Origin of the sequence: Scytonema hofmannii PCC 7110 (assembly GCF_000346485.2) — a bacterium.
In the GTDB taxonomy this organism is placed as follows: domain Bacteria; phylum Cyanobacteriota; class Cyanobacteriia; order Cyanobacteriales; family Nostocaceae; genus Scytonema; species Scytonema hofmannii.
In genome coordinates this window covers 5,939,610-5,960,413 of the sequence record NZ_KQ976354.1, presented here as the reverse complement: position 1 = coordinate 5,960,413, position 20,804 = coordinate 5,939,610, and the positions used below count along the sequence as shown (strand labels likewise).

General features: G+C 42.2%; 19 protein-coding genes and 2 pseudogenes. 15 read left to right on the top strand and 6 right to left on the bottom strand.

The annotated features are described in order from the left end of the window. Positions 1-110: 110 nt before the first annotated feature. Positions 111-548 carry a hypothetical protein gene (locus tag WA1_RS24785; RefSeq protein WP_017739832.1) on the top strand — a complete coding sequence of 146 codons (438 nt, stop codon included), beginning with the start codon at positions 111-113 and terminating at the stop codon, positions 546-548. A gap of 46 nt (positions 549-594) precedes the next feature. Then, positions 595-834, top strand: a complete 240-nt coding sequence (locus tag WA1_RS24780; protein ID WP_201789118.1) for a hypothetical protein — start codon at positions 595-597, stop codon at positions 832-834. 18 nt (positions 835-852) lie between these two features. On the opposite strand, the gene WA1_RS57245 is transcribed toward WA1_RS24780, so the two are convergent. Next, on the bottom strand, positions 853-996 hold the full coding sequence (locus tag WA1_RS57245; RefSeq protein WP_158516691.1) for a hypothetical protein: 144 nt from the start codon (positions 994-996) through the stop codon (positions 853-855). Positions 997-1,241: 245 nt separating this feature from the next. Here WA1_RS57245 and WA1_RS24775 point away from each other — a divergent pair, with 245 nt between their 5' ends. Further along, complete coding sequence (locus tag WA1_RS24775; RefSeq protein ID WP_017739834.1) at positions 1,242-2,051, top strand: DUF4058 family protein; 810 nt, start codon at positions 1,242-1,244, stop codon at positions 2,049-2,051. A gap of 8 nt (positions 2,052-2,059) precedes the next feature. Then, complete coding sequence (locus tag WA1_RS24770; RefSeq protein WP_017739835.1) at positions 2,060-3,622, top strand: cryptochrome/photolyase family protein; 1,563 nt, start codon at positions 2,060-2,062, stop codon at positions 3,620-3,622. Between the two features lie 90 nt (positions 3,623-3,712). Here the strand turns inward: WA1_RS24770 and WA1_RS24765 are convergent, their stop codons facing one another. Next, entirely contained in the window at positions 3,713-4,156 is a 444-nt protein-coding gene (locus tag WA1_RS24765; RefSeq protein WP_017739836.1) for an AMIN domain-containing protein, read from the bottom strand. A gap of 151 nt (positions 4,157-4,307) precedes the next feature. Here WA1_RS24765 and WA1_RS24760 point away from each other — a divergent pair, with 151 nt between their 5' ends. Next, positions 4,308-4,547, top strand: a complete 240-nt coding sequence (locus WA1_RS24760; protein ID WP_017739837.1) for a hypothetical protein — start codon at positions 4,308-4,310, stop codon at positions 4,545-4,547. Between the two features lie 12 nt (positions 4,548-4,559). Here WA1_RS24760 and WA1_RS24755 read toward each other — a convergent pair whose 3' ends face one another. Next, positions 4,560-5,597, bottom strand: coding sequence for a LacI family DNA-binding transcriptional regulator (locus WA1_RS24755; protein WP_017739838.1), 1,038 nt, complete (start codon positions 5,595-5,597; stop codon positions 4,560-4,562). A gap of 81 nt (positions 5,598-5,678) precedes the next feature. Here WA1_RS24755 and WA1_RS24750 point away from each other — a divergent pair, with 81 nt between their 5' ends. The 8 genes and pseudogenes from WA1_RS24750 to WA1_RS24715 form a co-directional block, all read left to right on the top strand. Further along, positions 5,679-6,164 carry a gluconokinase gene (locus WA1_RS24750; RefSeq protein ID WP_017739839.1) on the top strand — a complete coding sequence of 162 codons (486 nt, stop codon included), beginning with the start codon at positions 5,679-5,681 and terminating at the stop codon, positions 6,162-6,164. Between the two features lie 556 nt (positions 6,165-6,720). Next, positions 6,721-8,985 carry a PAS domain-containing hybrid sensor histidine kinase/response regulator gene (locus WA1_RS24745; protein ID WP_017739840.1) on the top strand — a complete coding sequence of 755 codons (2,265 nt, stop codon included), beginning with the start codon at positions 6,721-6,723 and terminating at the stop codon, positions 8,983-8,985. Between the two features lie 137 nt (positions 8,986-9,122). Next, positions 9,123-10,082: an inositol oxygenase family protein gene (locus WA1_RS24740; RefSeq protein WP_017739841.1), complete on the top strand. Its 960-nt coding sequence runs from the start codon at positions 9,123-9,125 to the stop codon at positions 10,080-10,082. 798 nt (positions 10,083-10,880) lie between these two features. Continuing rightward, positions 10,881-11,252, top strand: a pseudogene (locus WA1_RS24735) (substrate-binding domain-containing protein); the annotation flags it as partial. A gap of 85 nt (positions 11,253-11,337) precedes the next feature. Continuing rightward, positions 11,338-12,360 carry an ABC transporter substrate-binding protein gene (locus WA1_RS24730; RefSeq protein ID WP_017739843.1) on the top strand — a complete coding sequence of 341 codons (1,023 nt, stop codon included), beginning with the start codon at positions 11,338-11,340 and terminating at the stop codon, positions 12,358-12,360. A gap of 137 nt (positions 12,361-12,497) precedes the next feature. Next, positions 12,498-14,051 (top strand): sugar ABC transporter ATP-binding protein, encoded by a 1,554-nt coding sequence (locus WA1_RS24725; protein ID WP_017739844.1) that lies wholly within the window; start codon positions 12,498-12,500, stop codon positions 14,049-14,051. Beyond that, on the top strand, positions 14,048-15,046 hold the full coding sequence (locus tag WA1_RS24720; RefSeq protein ID WP_017739845.1) for an ABC transporter permease subunit: 999 nt from the start codon (positions 14,048-14,050) through the stop codon (positions 15,044-15,046). Before WA1_RS24725 ends, WA1_RS24720 begins: the two co-directional genes overlap by 4 nt. A gap of 46 nt (positions 15,047-15,092) precedes the next feature. Next, positions 15,093-15,647, top strand: a pseudogene (locus tag WA1_RS24715) (iron uptake porin); the annotation flags it as partial. Between the two features lie 126 nt (positions 15,648-15,773). On the opposite strand, the gene WA1_RS55320 reads toward WA1_RS24715, so the two are convergent. Together WA1_RS55320 and WA1_RS24710 are read right to left on the bottom strand one after the other, a co-directional pair. Then, a complete protein-coding gene (locus WA1_RS55320; protein WP_158516690.1) occupies positions 15,774-15,935 on the bottom strand; it encodes a helix-turn-helix domain-containing protein in 162 nt (53 codons plus the stop codon). 751 nt (positions 15,936-16,686) lie between these two features. Next, positions 16,687-17,409 (bottom strand): DUF3891 family protein, encoded by a 723-nt coding sequence (locus WA1_RS24710; RefSeq protein ID WP_017739847.1) that lies wholly within the window; start codon positions 17,407-17,409, stop codon positions 16,687-16,689. A 121-nt stretch (positions 17,410-17,530) separates the two neighbouring features. Between WA1_RS24710 and WA1_RS24705 the strand changes: the two genes are divergently transcribed. Further along, entirely contained in the window at positions 17,531-18,436 is a 906-nt protein-coding gene (locus WA1_RS24705; RefSeq protein ID WP_017739848.1) for a carbohydrate ABC transporter permease, read from the top strand. A 309-nt stretch (positions 18,437-18,745) separates the two neighbouring features. Here WA1_RS24705 and WA1_RS24700 read toward each other — a convergent pair whose 3' ends face one another. After that, entirely contained in the window at positions 18,746-19,966 is a 1,221-nt protein-coding gene (locus tag WA1_RS24700; RefSeq protein ID WP_017739849.1) for a DUF4336 domain-containing protein, read from the bottom strand. Positions 19,967-20,103: 137 nt separating this feature from the next. On the opposite strand from WA1_RS24700, the gene WA1_RS24695 reads away from it, so the two are divergent. Beyond that, entirely contained in the window at positions 20,104-20,628 is a 525-nt protein-coding gene (locus tag WA1_RS24695) for a DUF937 domain-containing protein (protein WP_017739850.1), read from the top strand. The last annotated feature ends 176 nt before the right edge of the window (positions 20,629-20,804 follow it).

Below are 20,804 nucleotides of genomic sequence, written 5' to 3'. Positions count from 1 at the left end.
AAACATGGCCTGAAACCAACTTTGGCACAAACTACACCGGTCATTGGATACGATGTGTCTACACAATTCTTCATGAAGCTCAACCCTCCTATAGTAGCTCACCTAGTATTGTGGGTTTGGCTGTACGCGCCATTGGCGGTGCAGTAGATGCCACTCAATGTATCCGAGTTCCAGAGGAATTGCTGGGGATAAGTAATGGTAAAGCTTCTCAAGCCTTTGAATCTGCCGTCACTCCAGAGAATTTTGAGCGCTTAGCCATGAGCGCGGCAGGAAGAGCAGTTGCTCGCGCCCATTGTCTCACTCAGCCAGAACACACTACAGCAGGGATTGTCCGCTTGCTTCTGATTCCAAACAAGGCAGACATAAATACTTTTGATTTTCGTCGGGGAATGAAACCCGAAGAATATTTTGCCCTTGACTATGAATTAAAATCAGAAATTCTGGATTACTTGAGCGATCGCAAACCTTTAGGAGTGCAAGTTAAATTAGAGTCACCCGAATACGTCGGAGTCAGTGTTGAAATCGAGGTAATTTTAGAACCACAGTAATGGTACGCGGTGGGGTTTGCGCTTTTACCTGCATTTGTTCACAGGCTTGCCACTTGATGAGGAGCATATCAAAATTAGAGAAATTTTTGAGCAAGGTTTTGTTTTGGGGACAACCCAAATAGGTATTGATTCAATGCTCGGAGGTGGACGCCCGTATCATTTCATTGTAGAACTGCGTCAACAGTACCCCGCTCAAATTGATGAAGCATCCATCCGGAAGATTATTGAAAGACAAAAACCTGCTTTCTCCACCTACGATCTCTCAATTATTAATCCACCAGAATGACAGTTCACAAACTGTAGTCTAGCCATAGCCCAAACCACCAAATACGAATCCTTCTGTCGTTCCAACGGCGGAACCATCCTCATTGACATCGACAGCACAGTTTCCATAGCCCACATTATTTCTGTGATATAGTAATCCTATTTGAATTGATGAAGTTGTCAACTCTAAATTAGGCTAAGTGAGTGTCACCTGACTCCCTTCTTTGTCTAAAATTACCTACAGTAATTTACTCCTATCTCTGTGTCATGCTACTCTTAGAAGAGGACAGGTTCTACGATGATAGCAACTCATTTGTCCTACTTAAAGATTAATTGATTAAACCATCAAGTGCTGTTCCATGCCAAAGATAAAGGGAGAAATTGCTCCTATCATTGGAAATGTAATCACCATGACCAGAGGTATGCTTAATGCCTTCACCTTTTCCTGGAATGAACCCTTATTTAGAAAATCCTGATTTGTGGCCTGAGGTTCATCATCGTCTGATTACAGCGATCGCCATAGCCATAGCTCCCCCAATACGCCCTAAATACCGAGTTGCAATTGAAAAACGAACCTATCTCAGCGATGGCGAAAAGTCAGTCGAGGTAGGAATTCCTGATGTATCAGTACTGACTCAAAAGTCAACAACTAAAAATCCATCTATTACGACTCTGGCTGCTCAATCTGAATGTGTCACGGTGACAATTCCGGTACCAGAAGAAGTCAGAGAAGGTTATTTAGAAATTAGAGAAGTAGCAACTGGTCGCGTGGTTACAGTCATTGAAGTTCTTTCTCCCACCAATAAACGTCCAGGAAAAGGACGAGACGTTTATGAAGAAAAGCGAAGCTCTGTATTAAGTAGTCCTACCAATCTCATAGAGATTGACTTGCTCAGAAGCGGGAAATCCATGAGAATCATTAGTGAAACCATACAGACAGACTATCGCATCTTAGTTGCTCGGAAAAATCGCCGTCCTCTAGCTCAGTTGTTTGCTTTTAATGTCCGTCAGGAGATTCCTAAATTTCTCCTACCTTTACTATTAGAAGATACAGAACCATTGGTAGATTTACAACCTTTGTTAGTAGAGGTGTACGAACAGGCAGGATTTGATTTGGCAATAGACTACAATCTTGAATCTGTACCACCGCTTCAAAAAGAAGACAAAGTTTGGGCAGATGAACTGTTACGAGAAAAAGGGCTACGTAATGGTAATTTAATTTCAGAGGTTTTTGAGTAATAGAAAAAATGGCAATTGGTGTTTGGATATTAGGGGATCAACTTTGGTTAGAACAAGCAGCTTTGCAAAGTTGTCGCGAGAGGGATAACGTACACGTCATACTGATTGAGTCGCTGTGTCATGTCCGAGCACGTCCCTATCACAAGCAAAAGCTAGTTTTAGTGTGGTCAGCAATGCGGCATTTTGCTGAAGAATTGCGACAGATTGGTTACTCAGTTACCTATCAAATGTCAGAAGATTTTGAGACCCCACTTCAACAGTGGGTTAAGGAAAAACAAATCACTGAATTACGGGTGATGGTACCCAATGACATTCCCTTTCTGAAAATTATTGAAAATTTAGAAACGCGTTACCTCTCGTTTTTAGATTGTCAACTGACCCTAATTCCCAACAATCAGTTTTTGTGGAATTCTGAAGAATTTATAACTTGGGCTAAGCCTCGCAAACGATTGTTAATGGAGGATTTCTACCGAGAAGGAAGGCGACGTTTTCAAATTCTGATGGAAGGAAATAAACCAACGGGAGGACAATGGAACTTTGATAAAAATAATCGTCAGCCTCCAAAAGGAAAGTTAAAGACACCACCAGCTAAATGGTTTGAACCGGATGAGATAACTCAAAAAGTCATTACCCACGTCAATTCTTTACCCTTCCCAACCTACGGTACAGAAATCCTCAATCCCAACTCGCCACTCTCCACTCCCCATTCCCAACTCCCCTTTCGTTGGGCGGTTACTCGTTCTGAAGCATTAGAAGTCTTAGATTGGTTTGTCAACAACCGCCTACCTAATTTTGGTCCTTACCAAGATGCAATGATCGCAGGCGAAGAAACAATGTGGCATGCCATGCTTTCTCCGTATCTAAATATCGGGTTACTCCAACCTTTAGAGGTGATTCAAGCAGCAGAAAAAGCATATTACCAAAACAAATTGCCTTTAAATAGTGTTGAAGGTTTTATCCGTCAAGTGTTAGGTTGGCGAGAGTATATGCACGGGATTTATCATTTTGTCAGTGCAGATTATCCTGAAAAAAACTGGTTTAACCACACCCAACCTTTACCTGAATTCTTCTGGACAGGTGACACCAATTTGAATTGTTTGCGTCAAATTTTATCTCAGTTGCAACGCACTGGCTATGCTCATCACATCCAAAGGTTAATGGTATTGAGTAATTTTGCTTTGATTGCAGGAATTTCACCTCAAGAAGTGGAAAATTGGTTTCATGCCACGTTTATTGATGCTTATGACTGGGTGATGCAGACCAATGTTATTGGTATGGGATTGTTTGCTGATGGCGGCTTGTTGGCATCAAAGCCATATGCAGCATCGGGTAATTATGTCAATAAGATGAGTGATTATTGTAAGGGATGCGATCGCAATCCAAAGGAACGTGTTGGAGAAAAAGCCTGTCCGTTTAATTTCTTTTACTGGGATTTTCTTGACCGTCACCGCGATCAACTACAATCGCAAGGACGAATGAGTTTTATTTTGGGACACCTCGATCGCATTTCTCAAGAAGAATTAGAAATTATCCGCAAACAAGCACAAGATTGGTACGCTAGTCTGTCATGAAAACCTTCACTTTTGGTAGTATTTTTAGATTTTGGATTGGGAAAAATGATATTCATCCTTCAAATGTTTCCCATTCACTCTAGTCTGTGCTTAATCCAGAAATCGTGGTTCAGCACTTGCGGATGTCTGTGATGGTGCAGCAACCGTCAGTACTAAGTTACCATCGCTTTGCTCTATCTTGACCGCAGGTGGACTATCAATGCCAGTCACTATAACACGTACACTACTTGCATTGAGGGACGTGACACTGACACTGGTGATTCCATTAGCAGGATTGCTGACATTCAAAGGCGTACCCGATCGCAAATTCAGTTGAGTATTGGTCAGTTCAGCAATATAAGTCTTTTCATAGGTAGAGGTAACAACTTTTGACAACCGAGGATTTGTTGTTTGCAAGATGACCTCAATTCCATCTTTAGTAGGATTGACAGTAACGACACTCACTTGATTCATTTCAGCCCACGCAGGCTGAAATGATACTAAGGCGATCGCTCCTGCGATAGAACAGCTTGTTAACAGGGGCAATTGTTGCACTATGACTCCTCACACAGCATCCTAATAAATTTGGATGCAGAAACAAACTTATCTTTGATAATTTTTCTCAGAATATCATTCTACGGGAATAAATTTCATTTAAATTCCCCATAAAGATATACTTTGAAATAGCTAAACTCAAAGAAACTCTATGGTTAGTACACCCACTAAACCAAGCAATGTTCCCCCAGAAACGCTCCTAGCAGAACAGCGAGTAATTTTTCACAATATCAGTTGGCCAGCTTACGAGCAAATTTTAGCAGCGCTAGATGAAAGTGCGACGAGATTAATTGAACTATTTATCCGCATTTTGGTGGTAGAACTTGGTTTAAAAATCAAAACGATGGGTTCAACTTTGATCTCAAATTCTTTTGATAGTAATAACTACTGAATTCGATACTGTTCACTGGTCACTGGTCACTGTTCCCGCACTGCTACCCCGTTTTACTAGAAAAGGAGATAAAACAAGGTTTTCCACACTTTTTTCCATTAACACATCAAGTAACATTTGCATAGCAGAGCGACCAAGTTCCAACATTGGTTGGCAAACTGTCGTCAGTGGAGGCGTAACGTAACGGGACAGTGCAATACCATCAAATCCAACTAGGCTTAAATCTTGCGGGACTGAAATACCTAGTTCCTGACAAGCTAGCAAAGCACCAACTGCTACCATATCGTTATAACAAAAGATGCCTGTTACCCCAGCCGTGACTAGTTTAGGTAGCTGTTGTTGACCGATCGCAACATCATCGGTTCTGCCATATTCTTCATCACTTATTGCAACCCAATCAGTCTTTGATGATAAACCAGTTTCCGTAAGAGCCATGCGGTATCCTTCTAGACGTTGTTGGTTTGACCGACTGCGATCGCCTACGCCTAAGTATCCAATGGAAGTATGTCCAAGACTGACAAGATGCTCTACAGCCAATCGAGCACCCAAATAGTCGTCTATTTCAATGAAGTGAAACATTTCGGGCTGGTCTTGGGTCTGACTATTCAGAAAAACTATTGGTACGGCAATTTGCGCGAGTTGCTGTGTATGGTGTTTAGTAATTCGCGAGTCAGCTACCAAGATACCATCCACTCTGCGGCGATGAAAACTATCAATAGCTGCTATTTCCTGCTCAAAATCTCGGTGTGAAGCACTTAACAACACACTCAAGCCCGCCGTTCGGGCGACCTGTTCTATTCCCTCTACAACTTCCCCAAAAAAGGGATCTGCTATGGAAGTGACCACTACTCCAATGGTATTGGTACGTTGAGTTTGCAGGCTTTGAGCAACAGCATTAGGCACATAGTTCATTTCCCGCGCTATTTTCTTAATTTCCTCTCGCACCTGGGGGCTAATGAGAGAGTTATCTCGCAAGGCGCGTGAAACCGTGGAATGAGAAACGCCTGCTCTTCGAGCAATATCTTCAATGGAAATTTTTCGTTTGCTCATTTGCTATACTTAATTTTGTCTTGCACACGTGTGCATCTCTATAGAGTATAGAAAATTTTAGTGAGTGCGATCAACAAATCAATGATTATTATCATAATGGGTGTTTCAGGAGTTGGCAAAACCACCATAGGAAAACTGCTAGCAGAGTCTTTACAGTGGGAATTTAGTGATGCTGATAACTTCCACTCGGTAGAAAATGTGGAGAAAATGCGAGGTGGTATCCCCCTAAGTGACGCCGAGAGAAAACCTTGGTTGCAAGATTTGCAGACAGCTATTAAACATTGGTTGCAAGAAAATAAGAATATGGTGTTGGCTTGTTCCGCATTAAAAGACAGCTACCGCCAATTTCTTGTATTGGATAGCGATCGCACCAAACTGGTGTACCTCAGGGGGTCTTACCAGTTGATTCAACAGCGATTGCACGAGCGTCAAAATCATTACATGAGTGAAAAATTGCTCAGCACCCAGTTTGAGACTCTTGAAGAGCCATCAGATGCTATATACATAGACGTTGCTGAGCCACCCCTGGTAATTGTACAAAACATTAGAATGGTTTTGGGAATGTGAGAAATAGCGATCGAAAAGTACGTCAGATGTTAAGCAGAAGAAAAATACTATACTTCCCACAAGTATAGATTGCGCTTTTGAACCCAGGTGTAGGGGCGCAAGGCTGCCGCGCCCCTACAAAGCATGTTGTTCATTTGAATACTCAGCTTATGATCGTGCAAAGTATATCTGCCATCTGCCTTTTCAAAAAGGTTCATATTAAGAAACTTGCCATGTTCTATCGACTCTCTATCTTTTTTTAGTAAAATTACGTAAAATTATAAGTATAAAAAAAGAACACATAAAAATTAATGGTTAGACTCTACTTCTTTCTGTTGCAACAAAGTTGGGTAGAAAATTTATAGAGTATAAAAGAAGAAATTCTAGATTTTTATCGTTATCAAAAATTAGAAAAAGAGGAAATAATAAAAATGATATTGAAAGGGAATCTTTATCATAAACTCATAAAAATTGTAGAGCAGCTATTGTTTCCAACTCTACAGTCACAAGGCATTTCTTAAAAAATCTTAATCGTTGTTCTTTGTCAGTATAATTAGTAAATAATTGGTGATTGGTGATGAGTATAACTCTACCCTTGGGGCAAGACACTCCTAATTGTCCACCGGGTTGTGTACCCCAGTTTTATGCCGCTCTAGCAGAACTTGCGCCCATTGGCATCTTTTACACCAATGCAGATGGACAATGTTTGTACGTAAATCCCCGGTGGTGTTTTGTTGCCGGAATCACAATTACAGAAGCACAGGGAGAAGGTTGGCTCGATGGCTTGCACCCAGACGATCGCCAACGAGTTTTTTCCGAGTGGCAACAAGCCGCACAATCAAATTTACCATTTCAATCAGAGTACAGGATGCTTCGTCCCGACGGTAAAGAAACCTGGGTGTTGGGTCAGGCAATTGCCGAACTAGATGCTAATAGGACAGTGAAGGGATATGTCGGTACTTTGACTGATATTACCGAACGCAAGCAGAAAGAGGTTGAACTGCGAGAAATGAGCGTGGCTCTGGAATATGCAGTATCGGGTATTGCAAAGTTAGATGTTGAGGGGCGGTATGTGTTTGTCAACCAGGCTTACGCTAGTGTAGTAGGCTATACCCCCGAAGAAATGATTGGGATGGCATGGCAAAAGACCGTTCATCCTGACGAGATCGAAACAATGATTGCTGCCTACAATGTGATGCTGCAAAACGGTAAGGTTGAAACTGATGCTAGAGGAATTCGCCGGAATGGGTCGATTTTCTACAAACAGCTTGTCATGATTTCAATTTACAACGAACAGCACAAATTTATTGGGCATCACTGTTTCATGAAAGATATTACCGATCGCAAACAAACCGAATTAGAACTGCAACAGGCAAAAGAAACCGCAGAAGTGGCAAATCAAGCAAAGAGCCTTTTTCTGGCAAACATGAGCCATGAATTACGAACTCCTCTAAACGTGATTCTGGGATTTACTCAGGTGATGGGGCGCGATCGTTCTCTGAACGCTGAACAGCAAGAAAACCTCAAAATCATTCGTCGCAGTGGCGATCATCTACTCAATCTCATTAACGATATACTGGATTTGTCGAAGATTGAAGCAGGGCATACTTCGATTGACACTAACAATATCGATCTCGTTGCTTTGTTACATTCCCTTCGCAGTATGTTTCAGCAAAAAGCGGTAGCTAAGGGCATACAGTTTAATTTCGACATTGACCCAATTCTGCCGCAATACATCACCACTGACCCCAGCAAACTCCGTCAAATCCTCATCAACCTGCTCAGTAATGCGATTAAGTTCACCAAGCAGGGAAATGTTACGCTCTGTGTCAAGGTGAATGAAGAAGAAGGAACTTCCAACTTTCAAGAACTGAAAAACGTAACTTCTGCTGTCTCTTTGCTGTTTGAAGTAAAAGATACGGGTATTGGTATTCCAGCAAAGGATATGGATCTCATCTTCAACGCCTTTGTCCAAGCGGAAGCTGGAAAAGGAGCAACAGAGGGAACTGGGTTGGGATTAACCATTAGCCGTAACCTTGCGGGTTTGATGGGAGGTAACATTACAGTCAGTAGCACAGTTGGGCAAGGCACAACTTTTCAATTTACCCTTCCAGTTCGGCTTGCTACCAGTACTGATATGCAGCCCGAACAAATTAACCGTCAGGTTATTGGGCTGGTTCCCGGTCAACCTCAATACCGCATTCTTGTCGTTGATGACCAGCCAGAAAATCGTTTGCTATTGGTCAAGCTGTTGACTAACTTGGGATTAGACGTGCAAGAAGCAACAAACGGACAAGAAGCGATCGCACTTTGGCACGTATGGCATCCCCATATAATTTGGATGGACATCCGAATGCCCGTTCTCAACGGTTACAAAGCAACAAAATGGATTCGAGAACAAGAAAATGCAGCTAAAAATCAAAACCAACCCTCGAAGATTATTGCTCTGACCGCTCATGCATCTGAAAGCGATCGCAACCTTGCCCTTGACGCAGGCTGTGATGACTATATTAGCAAACCCTTTCAGGAAGAAACCTTGTTCAACATGATGGCGAAATATTTAGGGCTTTCCTATCTTTATGCTGACAGCGAACCGCCATCAACAAGCAGCGACCTACCTGTCAACAACGTACTCACCTCTGACAATTTGTCTGTCATGTCAGCAACTTGGATTGCTCAATTACACCAGGCAGCATTATTGTGTAATGACGAGGAGGTTTTGCTTGTCATTGAACAAATTCCACCCGAACACGAGTCTTTGACAAAAGAACTACAGCATTTATCACAAAACTTTGAGTTCCATCGGATTATGCAGTTAGCTCAAGCAGCTCTTAATCTGTAAGAAAGGGGGCTATGCTTAAGTCCTAAGCTTGAGCAATTTTAGCTATAGACCAAAACTGCTCGTAAAAAAACTTAATGCACGCTTTTGCACACGTGTGCAAAAATAAAAAATAAGCAGAAAACACTTTATGCACACCTGTGCAACCCCAATTAAAACCTGAAAGTACGATTTTACAAATCAACGACAAAAGTAGCGAAGGTATGTCTCAAACTCTAAATGATTGCATCGAACAAGCTCAAAACAATCCCTTGGATTCCTTAGAAGAATGGGAAGAAGATTTACTGAACCGCTATCCCGATCCGGCTAGCATAGTCAAAGAAGATAAAACCGCTCAAGAGTATAGGAATTATGAAACGCCTACTAGAGATACAGTCAAAGAGTTCTATCGGTTAAATCATATTAACCAAACATATGACTTTGTATTACAGAAAAAAGCAGAATTTCTGAAGTTTGACAAGAAAGAAATGGCTGTTTGGGATGCAGTCGAATTTTTGAATCAATTGGTGGACGATTCAGATCCTGATACATATTTAGACCAATTACAGCACTTTTTGCAAACATCAGAAGCTATTCACGCAGATCGTTATCCTGACTGGAGAGTACTAACAGGCTTCTTGCACGATATGGGGAAGGTGCTGTGTCTGTTTGGGGAACCCCAATGGGCTACCGTAGGCGATACTTATCCTGTAGGTTGTGCATTCTCCGAAAAAATTGTCTTCTTTGAATTTTTCCAGCATAATCCCGATGACAATAATCCGAAATATAACACTAAATATGGTGTTTACAAACCTAATTGTGGGCTGAATCAAGTCCATATGTCATGGGGACATGACGAGTATTTTTATCACATGATGAAAAACTATTTACCCGAACCTGCATTGTATATCCTCCGCTATCATTCATTTTATCCCCAACATCGTGAAAACGGTTACGATTATTTAATGGACGAGCGCGATCGCCAAATGTTTAAATGGGTGAAGTTATTCAATCCCTACGATTTGTATTCAAAAAATCCCAATCCTCCAAATTGGCAAGAACTAAGACCTTATTATGAAGATTTATTGGCTAAGTATTTGCCTCTAACATTAAAATTCTAAATATCCGTTAGTAGCGGCAAAGATTCAAACAAAACGGCACAAACATCATAATCCAATTGGGCTTTATTGATCAACAAATAAGTCTTGGTGCAACGACTGCACACTTGACCAGTCAAAAGAAAAGTTAGTTTTTGCTAAGATTTGTTTAATGTAACAATATATTAAAAAACTAGCTTTGATAACTTAACATAACAATTAAGTGCATTTGGCAAGTATAATTGTGTTGAGTCTGAAAACAAGGTAGAAGGATTTTCAGATTGGATAATGTACTACAAATTCACAGCCACCAAAATTACAATTGACAATGCAAGATTTACCGACTCTGCCGTTAAATTTTGTGAATGCAATTTAAGTTTAGGCTATAAAATTGTTAAATTAGACTTAATCTCGCAATTGGTTAATTATCCTTAAGGGATGATTTATAAAGTAAACATTCAGAATCTGTAGGTTGGGTTGAGGAACGAAACCCAACAAATATACGATTATGTTTGTTTTTGCTGTTGCTTAACCCAACCTACATAATAAATTTAGAAATTGAGAATTTACTTTATAAATGCCCTCTAAAGACCCCGATATAAAGAGTTTGAATTACATAGAGACGAAATACCCTTCTTTATTTAGTCAAAGTCTTTCAATAAAGGGAGTTTATTTTTGTAACGTTACAAAAATAAACTAAGTAAATTCAAACAGAATAAAAAATTGCCAACTTTATAACATCAGCTTTAGTTAAAAACAGTGACCAGTGACCAGTGACCAATAACCATTGGCAGTTGTTTGATATACCTTATTTAAATACAAATGAACGTGAAGAGAATTTCGCTCGCAGCCAACACACTAGCTCTCATGAGCAGTACTGTTATGGGTTGTACAAAAACCTCCCAAATCGTCATTGCGGTAGATGCAGCCGTTGATGCAGATGTAGACGCAACGGTTAGCTCTAATAATCTACAAGCGGGAGAACTGGCTTGCCAATATATTGGCGATCGCCTGAAAGGCAAAGGCAATGTAGTCATCCTCAACAGTATTTCGATGGACTCAGTCATCCAGCGAGTCAATGGTTGCGAAAATGCATTATCCAAATATGCCGATATCAAAATCCTCTCTAAAGACCAGAACGCAGAAGGGAGTCGGGATGGGGGGCTGAGAGTTATGAGCGATTTGCTGACAACCTCAGTAGCTACAAAGGTTGGTGAGACCAATTTTGGATGCGTGGATTTTGGATTGAAAAGTTTTGAATTTAAACTTGAGGAGCAAGATGAATGTGAAAAAGATCGCAACTGTAACTAGTTTATTAAGTATCATCAGTGGTGCTATTGTAGGATGCACAAATACTTCTCCAAATAACAGCACCGCTACTAACACTGATACTAATACGGCTACCAACGTCAGTGTACAAAGCAAAGATGGCGGCGATGCAAAATTACGCTCTGTCGGCGTCACTCTTGGCGATTTAAGTAACCCCTTCTTTGTTCTTATGGGGAAAGGCGCTGAGCAAGAAGCTCAGAAAATCGGAGGTGATGATGTCAAAGTGACGGTGGTTTCCAGTGGCTACGATCTGAACCAACAAACCAACCAAATCGAAAATTTCGTTGCTGCTGATACTGACGTCATCATCTTGAATGCTGCTGACAGTAAAGGAATTACGCCAGCCGTTGAGAAAGCAAGACAAGCAGGTAAGATTGTGATTGCGGTAGACACAGCCATTAGTGGAGAAGTGGATGCCACAGTAACGACCAATAATGTGCAAGCAGGAGAGGTGAGTTGCCAATACATTGTCGATCGCCTCAAAGGCAAAGGTAATGTGGTCATCGTCAACGGTCCTCCAGTCGCCTCAGTTATTGAGCGAGTGAGTGGTTGCGAAAAGGTCTTGTCTAAATATCCCGGTATGAAAGTCCTCTCAAAAGACCAAAACGCAGAAGGAAGCAGGGATGGAGGGCTGAGGGTTATGAGCGATTTGCTGACAACCTTCCCGTCTATTGATGCGGTTTTTGCCATTAACGATCCAAGCGGTGTTGGAGTAGATCTCGCAGCCAGTCAAGCAAAACGCAAAGACTTTTTCATTGTTGGAGTTGATGGTGCGCCGGAAGCAATCGACGCGATCGCATCCAAAAACAGTCTATATGCTGCAACTGCGACTCAAGATCCAAGAGGGATGACTCGAAAAGCGGTTGAGGTTGGCAACAACATCCTGTATGGTAAAAAACCCAGCAATCCGAACATTTTAATTCCAGTCAAGCTGATTACGCGAGAGAACGTCAGCAGCTATAAAGGCTGGTAATACCATTTTGGATGCGTGGATGCGTGGATTGAAAGAGTCTCATTTGGACTTATTTTCACCCAACTATCTGTCGCATTCTTGTTTCAAATTGGTATGAGCCATAAAAATTGTGTAACTTGTTTTTGCAAGGTCTACTCATGACAACAAATACTGAAACCTTGTTTCCCCATGCATCCACCACTACCCCTGTATTGGAAATGCAAGGGATTACGAAACGATTTAATGGTGTATCTGCTCTCCAAAATGTCAATCTCACGATTTATCCGGGAGAAGTTCACGCTCTCATGGGTGAGAACGGGGCGGGTAAAAGCACATTGATGAAAATCCTTGCTGGGGCTTACATTGCTGATGAAGGAGAAATTCGCATCAACGGTCAACCGATAAAAATTACCGATCCGGGTACAGCACGTAAGTCGGGCATTAATCTCATTTATCAAGAACTGAATGTCGCACCCAATTTAACCGTTGCCGAAAATATTTTTATGGGTAGCGAGTTGCGGCGGGGTCAGTTTTTAGACCGCAAAAGTATGCAACTTGAAGCACAGCAAGTGCTAGAAAGCCTTGGAGCTAGCTTTACAGATCGCGATGTGGTTGGGACTTTGTCCATCGCCGAACAACAACAGGTAGAAATTGCAAGGGCGCTGAAGGACAACAGCCGCATTTTAGTGATGGATGAGCCAACAGCAGCACTGTCCGATCGCGAAACTGAGTGTTTGTTTGAGATTGTTCGCAAACTGCGGAATAACGGCATTGCTATTATCTATATCAGTCACCGCATGGAAGAAATATATGCCCTAGCTGACCGAATTAGCGTACTGCGCGATGGTCAATACATTGGTAGTTTGACACGGGATGAAATTTCTCCACAGCGATTGGTGCAGATGATGGTGGGTCGCTCGATGCAGGACTTTTACGAGCATCAAAGGCAAACCAATCTAGGTTCGGTGGTTTTAGAAGTCAGAAATATCAGCGACGGACGCAAGATTGAGCCAGCTAGTTTTAAAATTCGTGCTGGAGAAATTCTCGGACTCTCAGGGTTGGTTGGTGCAGGACGCACGGAAGTGTCCCGGCTCATTTTCGGTGCAGACCCCAAAGTCAGTGGTGAAGTTTTTCTAAATGGCAACAAATTGAATATTCATTCACCCAGTGATGCCATTGCTGCTGGGATTGGTTACGTCCCAGAAGACCGCAAAGACCAGGGTTTATTTCTGGAAATGAGTTCCCGCAAGAATATTGCCCTCAACACACTCAAGGAGGATGCAAAAGCTGGTGTTGTTAACTGGGGTTCAGTGAATAAGTTGGCAACAGAAGCAGTAGAAAACTTCAATATCCGGCTTGCTAATTTGGAAATCAGAGCGGTGGATCTTTCTGGTGGCAATCAGCAGAAGCTACTGCTAGCGAGGTGGTTAGCCATTAAACCGAAAGTCCTAATGTTGGATGAACCCACACGCGGTGTAGATATCGGTGCCAAAAGCGAAATTTACCGAATTATGAGCGAGTTGGCAGCACAGGGCGTGGCTATTTTGATGGTTTCCAGCGAACTACCGGAGATTGTAGGGATGAGCGATCGCGTCTTAGTGATGCGGGAAGGAAAATTAGTGGGCGAACTTGATGGTAGCCCTAGTAAAGAAATTACCCAAGAAAACATTATGCACTATGCAACTGGAGCATCGGAGGTACTAGCATCATGAGTCAAACCTTAAAGCCTGCCAATAATAAACTGAGCAAGAATTCAACATCACGCCAGCGTAAACCGATTAACACTCTGCTTGAGGTTGCAGGGATTCTGCCAATTCTGGTACTGATTTGCATCTTATTTACAGTCGTTTCTCCCAACTTCCTCACAGTCGGTAATGTTGTTAATATATTGCGTCAAGCATCAATCAATATTGTGTTGGCAACGGGCATGACGTTTGTCATTCTGACAGGAGGTATTGACCTTTCCGTGGGGTCAATATTGGCTGTTTCGGCTGTAGTTGCAGTGTTAGTCTCGCTACTTCCTGCTTTAGGTTGGGCGGCTGTACCTGCTGGGTTGCTCACAGGATTGCTTTTAGGATTAATTAACGGTGCTCTTATCACCTTTTTGGATGTGCCACCTTTTATTGTCACCTTGGGTTCGCTCACTGCTTTAAGGGGTGCTGCCTTTTTGGTTGCTAACGGTACAACAGTTATTAACCGTGACATCAATTTTGCTTGGATAGGTAATAACTATTTAGGTCCCCTTCCCTGGCTGGTGATAATTGCCCTACTAACTGTAGCCGCTACTTGGTTTGTCCTGCGACAGACTGTTTTGGGGGTACAAATTTATGCTGTCGGTGGTAACGAACGAGCAGCACGGCTGACTGGTATTAAAGTCAATCACGTGTTGTTATTTGTTTACGGTGTCAGTGGATTGCTAGCAGGTTTGGCAGGAATCATGAGTGCCAGCCGTCTTTATAGTGCCACTGGTATGTTAGGTCAGGGGTACGAGTTAGATGCGATCGCTGCTGTTATTTTGGGTGGAACTAGCTTTACTGGCGGTATTGGCACTATTGGCGGAACTCTTTTAGGCGCATTAATCATTGCTGTTCTCAACAATGGTTTGACCTTGTTGAATATGTCTTACTTCTGGCAACTCGTTGTCAAAGGACTGGTCATTATTGTGGCGGTGATGATCGATCGCCTCCGCAGACGTTCGAGAAGATAGTAAACAGTGACCAGTGAACAGTGACCAGTGACCATACAATGCGCTAGCACACTTAGTGTATTATGGCAAACAAGGTGCGCTTGGCGTCGCCTACTCCCACGGATATAATCCTGGTGGAACAGTCAGTCTTATAGGTGGAACGGGTAGTGTCTTGGCAAACTCTCCCTTTGGAAACAATATTGCGACTTCCAACAATATAGTAGGGACGCAGGGATACTATCGCTTTTCACCACATTTTCAGATCCATGCTTGGGGTGGATATATCTGGGCAAATGCTAAAAACTCTGGTTTCAGCGATATTTCCAATGGGATTGGTGGAACGGATTCACTCTTTGTGAGAAGTGGAGACAACGCAAAAGCCTGGTATGGAGCAATCGGTATGTCCTTTCCAGATGTCGGCGGGAAAGGCAATTTACCAGGAATCCTCTTTGGGTTACCACCACGCGTTTCTAACAGCGATGTTCGTAAAGATAGCGATCGCGTCTACCATATTGAAGCATTCTATCGCTGGCGTCTAAATAACAACATCTCAGTCACTCCTGGTTTCTGGGTGATTCTGAATCCAGAAAATAATAGCAAAAATGATACTCAGTTTCACTAGTTAAAATATACTAATTACCATTAAACTCTTGTTAATTAAAGAACCTAGCCTTTAGCGCAAATATGTGTGTACCCATGTAAGCGGTAGAACTATTGGCACATATGTAGTAAGCTAAAAAGCAAGGAGTCATATCAAATCCGGTAGCATCGCGTTGTAACGACTCACGATTTTATAAATCGAACCGCGCCGATATCCTGTAACTAAAGCTACTTCTTGTGCTGTGTACCCCTTGGCTATCAGCCAGATGATTTGTAAGCGTGTGCGTTCTATGGCTTGTAAGGACAGCACCCTTGATTTTTTCGCAATAATTATATCACTTCGATCAATACCTTCGCCATTTTTGAAGGGTAAAGTGGTGGTCTTTTAACCATGAAAGCCCGTTCTTCTGTTCCAGGGCAAAAATCACTCTTCCTTTAAAAACGCCTCAGGTTTTTCCAGAAAGAATTTTGATTCAATAGCCTGCACAGCATGACATTGAGATTCTGGCACTTGAGCGAAAGAACACACATGAGTCAGAAATTTTTGTTGAAAGTGGCAAAAGTTTGTGTTCTAGGCAAAAATGGCAAAATTTGTCTAGGCTTCACTTTTGGCGAAGGTATTGTTCGATACTACCGGATTTGATATAAGCCATCGTTTACAACAAAGCCCGTAGGTAAAGGAACTGGACTGGGATTAGCTATCAGCCATCAAATTATTGTCGATCAACATAATAAACACGCCCGCGATTGGAAATCGCGTCTATACAAACAAAGTCCACCTACGTGGACTTCATATTAAGTCCGCGTCGGCGGACTTAGTACATAATTTTACAAGTTCGTAACGAAATAAAGATGGTACAAATCGTTTGTAGTTGCGATGCATACGCTAAAGCGCAACTACGAACCAAAACGCTACGAGTTTATGAAAAGCTGTACTTAGTTTATATAGCCCTAGAATTCTATTCTTGCAGGCTGTTGCCAAAACGGGATGCCCCCGATCATCAGTTCCTGGTAAAGGTACACAATTTCTGATTACTCTTCCAATTGAGAGTGATTGTTAACTACCGAACAAATTTCCACTCCAAGGTTTTGATGGGTGAAGTCTGTAGTGCCTGCGTAAGTTCTTCATTACTGTCAAATTTTAATTTCTCTAGGTAAGTAGCTTCTACATTTACAGTAAACTTGTCCTCTAAAAAAGGCCATGGTTTGACTGTAACACCATCGCTGCGTTCTATGACATCATAACGATTGCCATCTGACAAGGTTGCAATTTCTAAAGCACGTTCGCCAACAGGTAACATCCGATTGCACAAGATAAGAGACAGGCGATCGCACCACTGAAAAAACTCGTAGGCTTCTGCTGCTTCGTCTTTTGAAATATTCAACTCCTGTCGCCATTGTTCCTGATGCTGGAGTTGCTCATCTAAATAGTCATCCAATTCTGGCGATTCTCCACGCTTACCTTCGTTAAGAAAGCTCATGTGCATGGAAATCATCATTGCCACCCACCGTCCTCGATATCGAGCATTGTGCGTGAGTTGTTGCAACTTGCTTGTATCAGTTTTTGTAGCGAGAGTAAAGTCTAAAGGTGCGCCCGCTTCTGTCAGGTGATTGCCTTCCCATTCCTTCTCCAGATCGTCGTGATGGGAAATAGCAGCGATTGTTTCCAGCCAACGTAGGGGACGTTTCGTAGGATGCCAGTGTCCAGCAATTTGAGCAGCAAGCAAAGCATGGGCGCGATGGTAAATCACTTCCCAACCTTTTTCGTGTAAATTAGCAATCATGAATTAAACTTAGATGCTCGTGTAATATGGATTTGCTTTCTCATATTGCACTGACTCAATATGAAAATTCATCTTATCTAAGATAGGAATTTAGCACTTAAAATTACGAAAAAAGCATTCTATGAATAGATTGACATCTAAAGATTGGATTATTATTACCCAACGACTGACTCCTTACTTATTTTTGCTGCCAGCAATGGTGATTTTAGGATTAACCGTTTTTTGGCCCGCACTGCAAGCGTTTTACCTAAGCTTTACCCGGTATGAATACGATTTAACCCAGATGCCGCAGTGGGTGGGTTTAGCCAACTTTAACAGATTGTGGAAAGACCCCGTTTTTTGGAAAACTTTGGGTAATACTCTATTATATCTTGTAGGTGTGGTACCAATTCTGGTCATCGCTCCCCTGGTACTGGCAATTTTAGTTAATCAGAAACTGCGTGGCATGAACTGGTTTAGGGCTGCCTATTACACGCCAGTTGTTATTTCAATGGTGGTTGCTGGGATTGCTTGGAGATGGTTGTATGCAGAAACAGGTTTGCTGAACCAATTGCTTAAGGGTATTTTTCCAGAAGGAATTCCTTGGCTCACCAGTCCTCAATTTGCACTGTACAGCGTAATGGCTGTGACTGTTTGGAAAGGATTGGGTTACTACATGGTGATTTATCTAGCTGGGTTACAATCCATTCCCAGCGATATCTATGAAGCAGCTGCCATTGACGGTTCAGATGGGATTCGCAAGCATTGGGATATGACTGTACCTTTAATGCAACCTTATTTGGGTTTAGTTGCAGTGATATCAGCGATTTCTGCTACTAAGGTATTTGAAGAAATATACATCATGACCCAAGGCGGACCGCGTAATAGCTCGAAGACGATTGTTTACTATTTATATGAGCAAGCATTTACTAACTTGGAAATTAGCTATGCTTGTACAATTGGGCTTGTACTATTTTTGATTATTTTGGCGTTATCTGTTTTACGGTTAGCACTCGATCGCAGTGTAACAGTGACCAGTGACCAGTGACCAGTGACCAGTTAATATACATACTTTAAAGTAGGGGATTGAAATAATGAATCAATTTCTTTTTTCAGAAATAAATTTATGGACTTGTACCGTATATACAACCTAATACTACTCGGATAAGCGGAAATTAGAACCCCGGTAAATAAGTGCGAAACCGGTTTCTGACACCTCAATTATCGTTAACCGAGTAGTATTGATATACAACCAATCATCATGTCATAAGCCTGAATGCATTTTAGTAATTACACCGTATTCACAATTTTGCAAAGCAAGGATTCTAGTCATTGGTCACTGGTCACTGGTCACTGGTCACTGGTTACTGTCCTTTGCTGGTGGCACAATACCAAACTTGCTTAGCCCTTCATCAAGTTTCCTAAGTATTTTAAAATCTTCTTCAGGTAGGGGATAACTGCTACTGGTGAATACACCAGCACTGACAGCAGGATGCTTTTCCAGAAAGCAGAATGCTTGACGAAACTGCTGCGGTTCTGCCTTAATTGGTGCATCAAAATGGCAGGAAATAATCCACTGAAAATCCCAACTCGCTACCTTATTAGCCCAATTGATAGTTTCTTGAGGTGCGCGATTGAGGATGAGAGTTTGTAAAATTGGTGCTACAAATAGACGCCCATCTCCTCGCAGTGCATCAAATGATTGCTTCCAATCAGGCTTCCATTTGAAAGGATATAACCCAAAATAAGCTTTCTTAGAACGTTCAGGCGCTTTTAAGGCATTGCGAAACACTTCACCCCATTTGATGATTTCCAGCATACTTGGTTGGAAATATAAACCAAATAACGAAATCCTCTGCCATCCCTTACGGCGGTTTGCTTGATTGTCTTCGATGATATCAGACGCCTTATCTTTGGCATGGAATAGTAAGGGGTATGGATCTAATTGCACGATCGCGGGCGGTTCTTCTGATACGGAAAGGACGGAATCTGTAACTAGGAGTGAGTGCGATCGCTTGTGAAAGAAGGCGACTTCTGCAAATCGACCCGGTCCCAGTTCAATCGGACCGAGTATTGCATAATCAAATTGGTTACCAAAGGGAGTTTGACTGCTATCTTCTGGGAGTATCTGAGTGCGTTTTTGAGGTAAGCCAAGCCAACTGAGTGGAAGATTAAGAGGGAAACTCCACTGCTTGGGAGCCATAAAAACTTGAGAGCCAGGGAAATATCTGGCAAAAGGACCGACAAAAACTTTGTGTTCCAAACCAGAAATGGTTGGCAGGATGATGTATTTGACATTGCCATGTTCTGCCACCAACTCATTCACTAGGCGGATACATTCTGGGGTTGGTGCAACAGGGGCGTAAACGAGAAGCCCTCCCTCTTCTAACTTTACCACTGTCATGCGAATAGGCACAACGACGTAGAAAATACCCTGAAGTTGGTCAAAAGTCCAGATTGTGTCCTTTATCACTTCTTTGCGAATTGTCCGCCGTTCACCAAAGGGATAGAGTGGCAAAGCAGGCCAGAATTGCCATGAGAAGTCCCTAGTATTGTTCTCTTGTCCCTGCACCGTCATTTAGGTTGAGCCACTACACTTTGGTCATCGTCATTTTACCTCATGCCCGCTTCTCCATGCCCCATTTTCAAGTTAAGTCGTCGCAATTCCTTTACAATTTTGTTTTGGTGGTCACATAATAAGGGAGAAATAATCCTATGGGGCTTTTTGACCAGATTATCAATGCAATTGACAATCCTAACCAAGAAGGTAACACCGGACAGTTAGGTGATATTCTTAACACAGTACAGCAAATAAGCGGCAGTACTGGTACAGATTCCTCAACAATGCAGTCAGCTGTGGGTATTGTAGGGAACTACGTGCGTTCTGCGTTACAAGAAAAGCAAAATACAGAAGGCAGTGAAGCAGCACAAGAGGTGGTGAACCAATACGGTGGTACTTCTCCTAACACCCAAGCCGTTGATTCGTTATTTCCTCCTTTTATACAGCAGCAAGTGGCTGATGTTGTTTCTCAGCGCACGGGTTTAGACGCTGGTATGGTTCAACAACTCTTACCAACTTTGGTTCCTTTAGTGTTAAATCTACTGAAATCGGGAGCAAATGCTCAAAGTTCCCAAGCAGGAGGAAATTCTGTACTGAATTCTTTCCTTGACTCTGATAGGGATGGTGATGTTGATATCATGGATGCTATGCAAATGGCGAGTCGGTATCTAGGAAGGTAACCTCTCTTAGAGGATGTCTGAGAAGTATTTTTGTAAGAATTGAAAGACTCAGATCCCCGACTTCTTTGAGAAGTCGGGGATCTTGTTTCTCACCACAGACTACGAGGAGAAACAAGAGTGACGATAAGCCGGGTACGGCTTGCGCGATCGAGCGATCGCAAAAATTTACATCATTC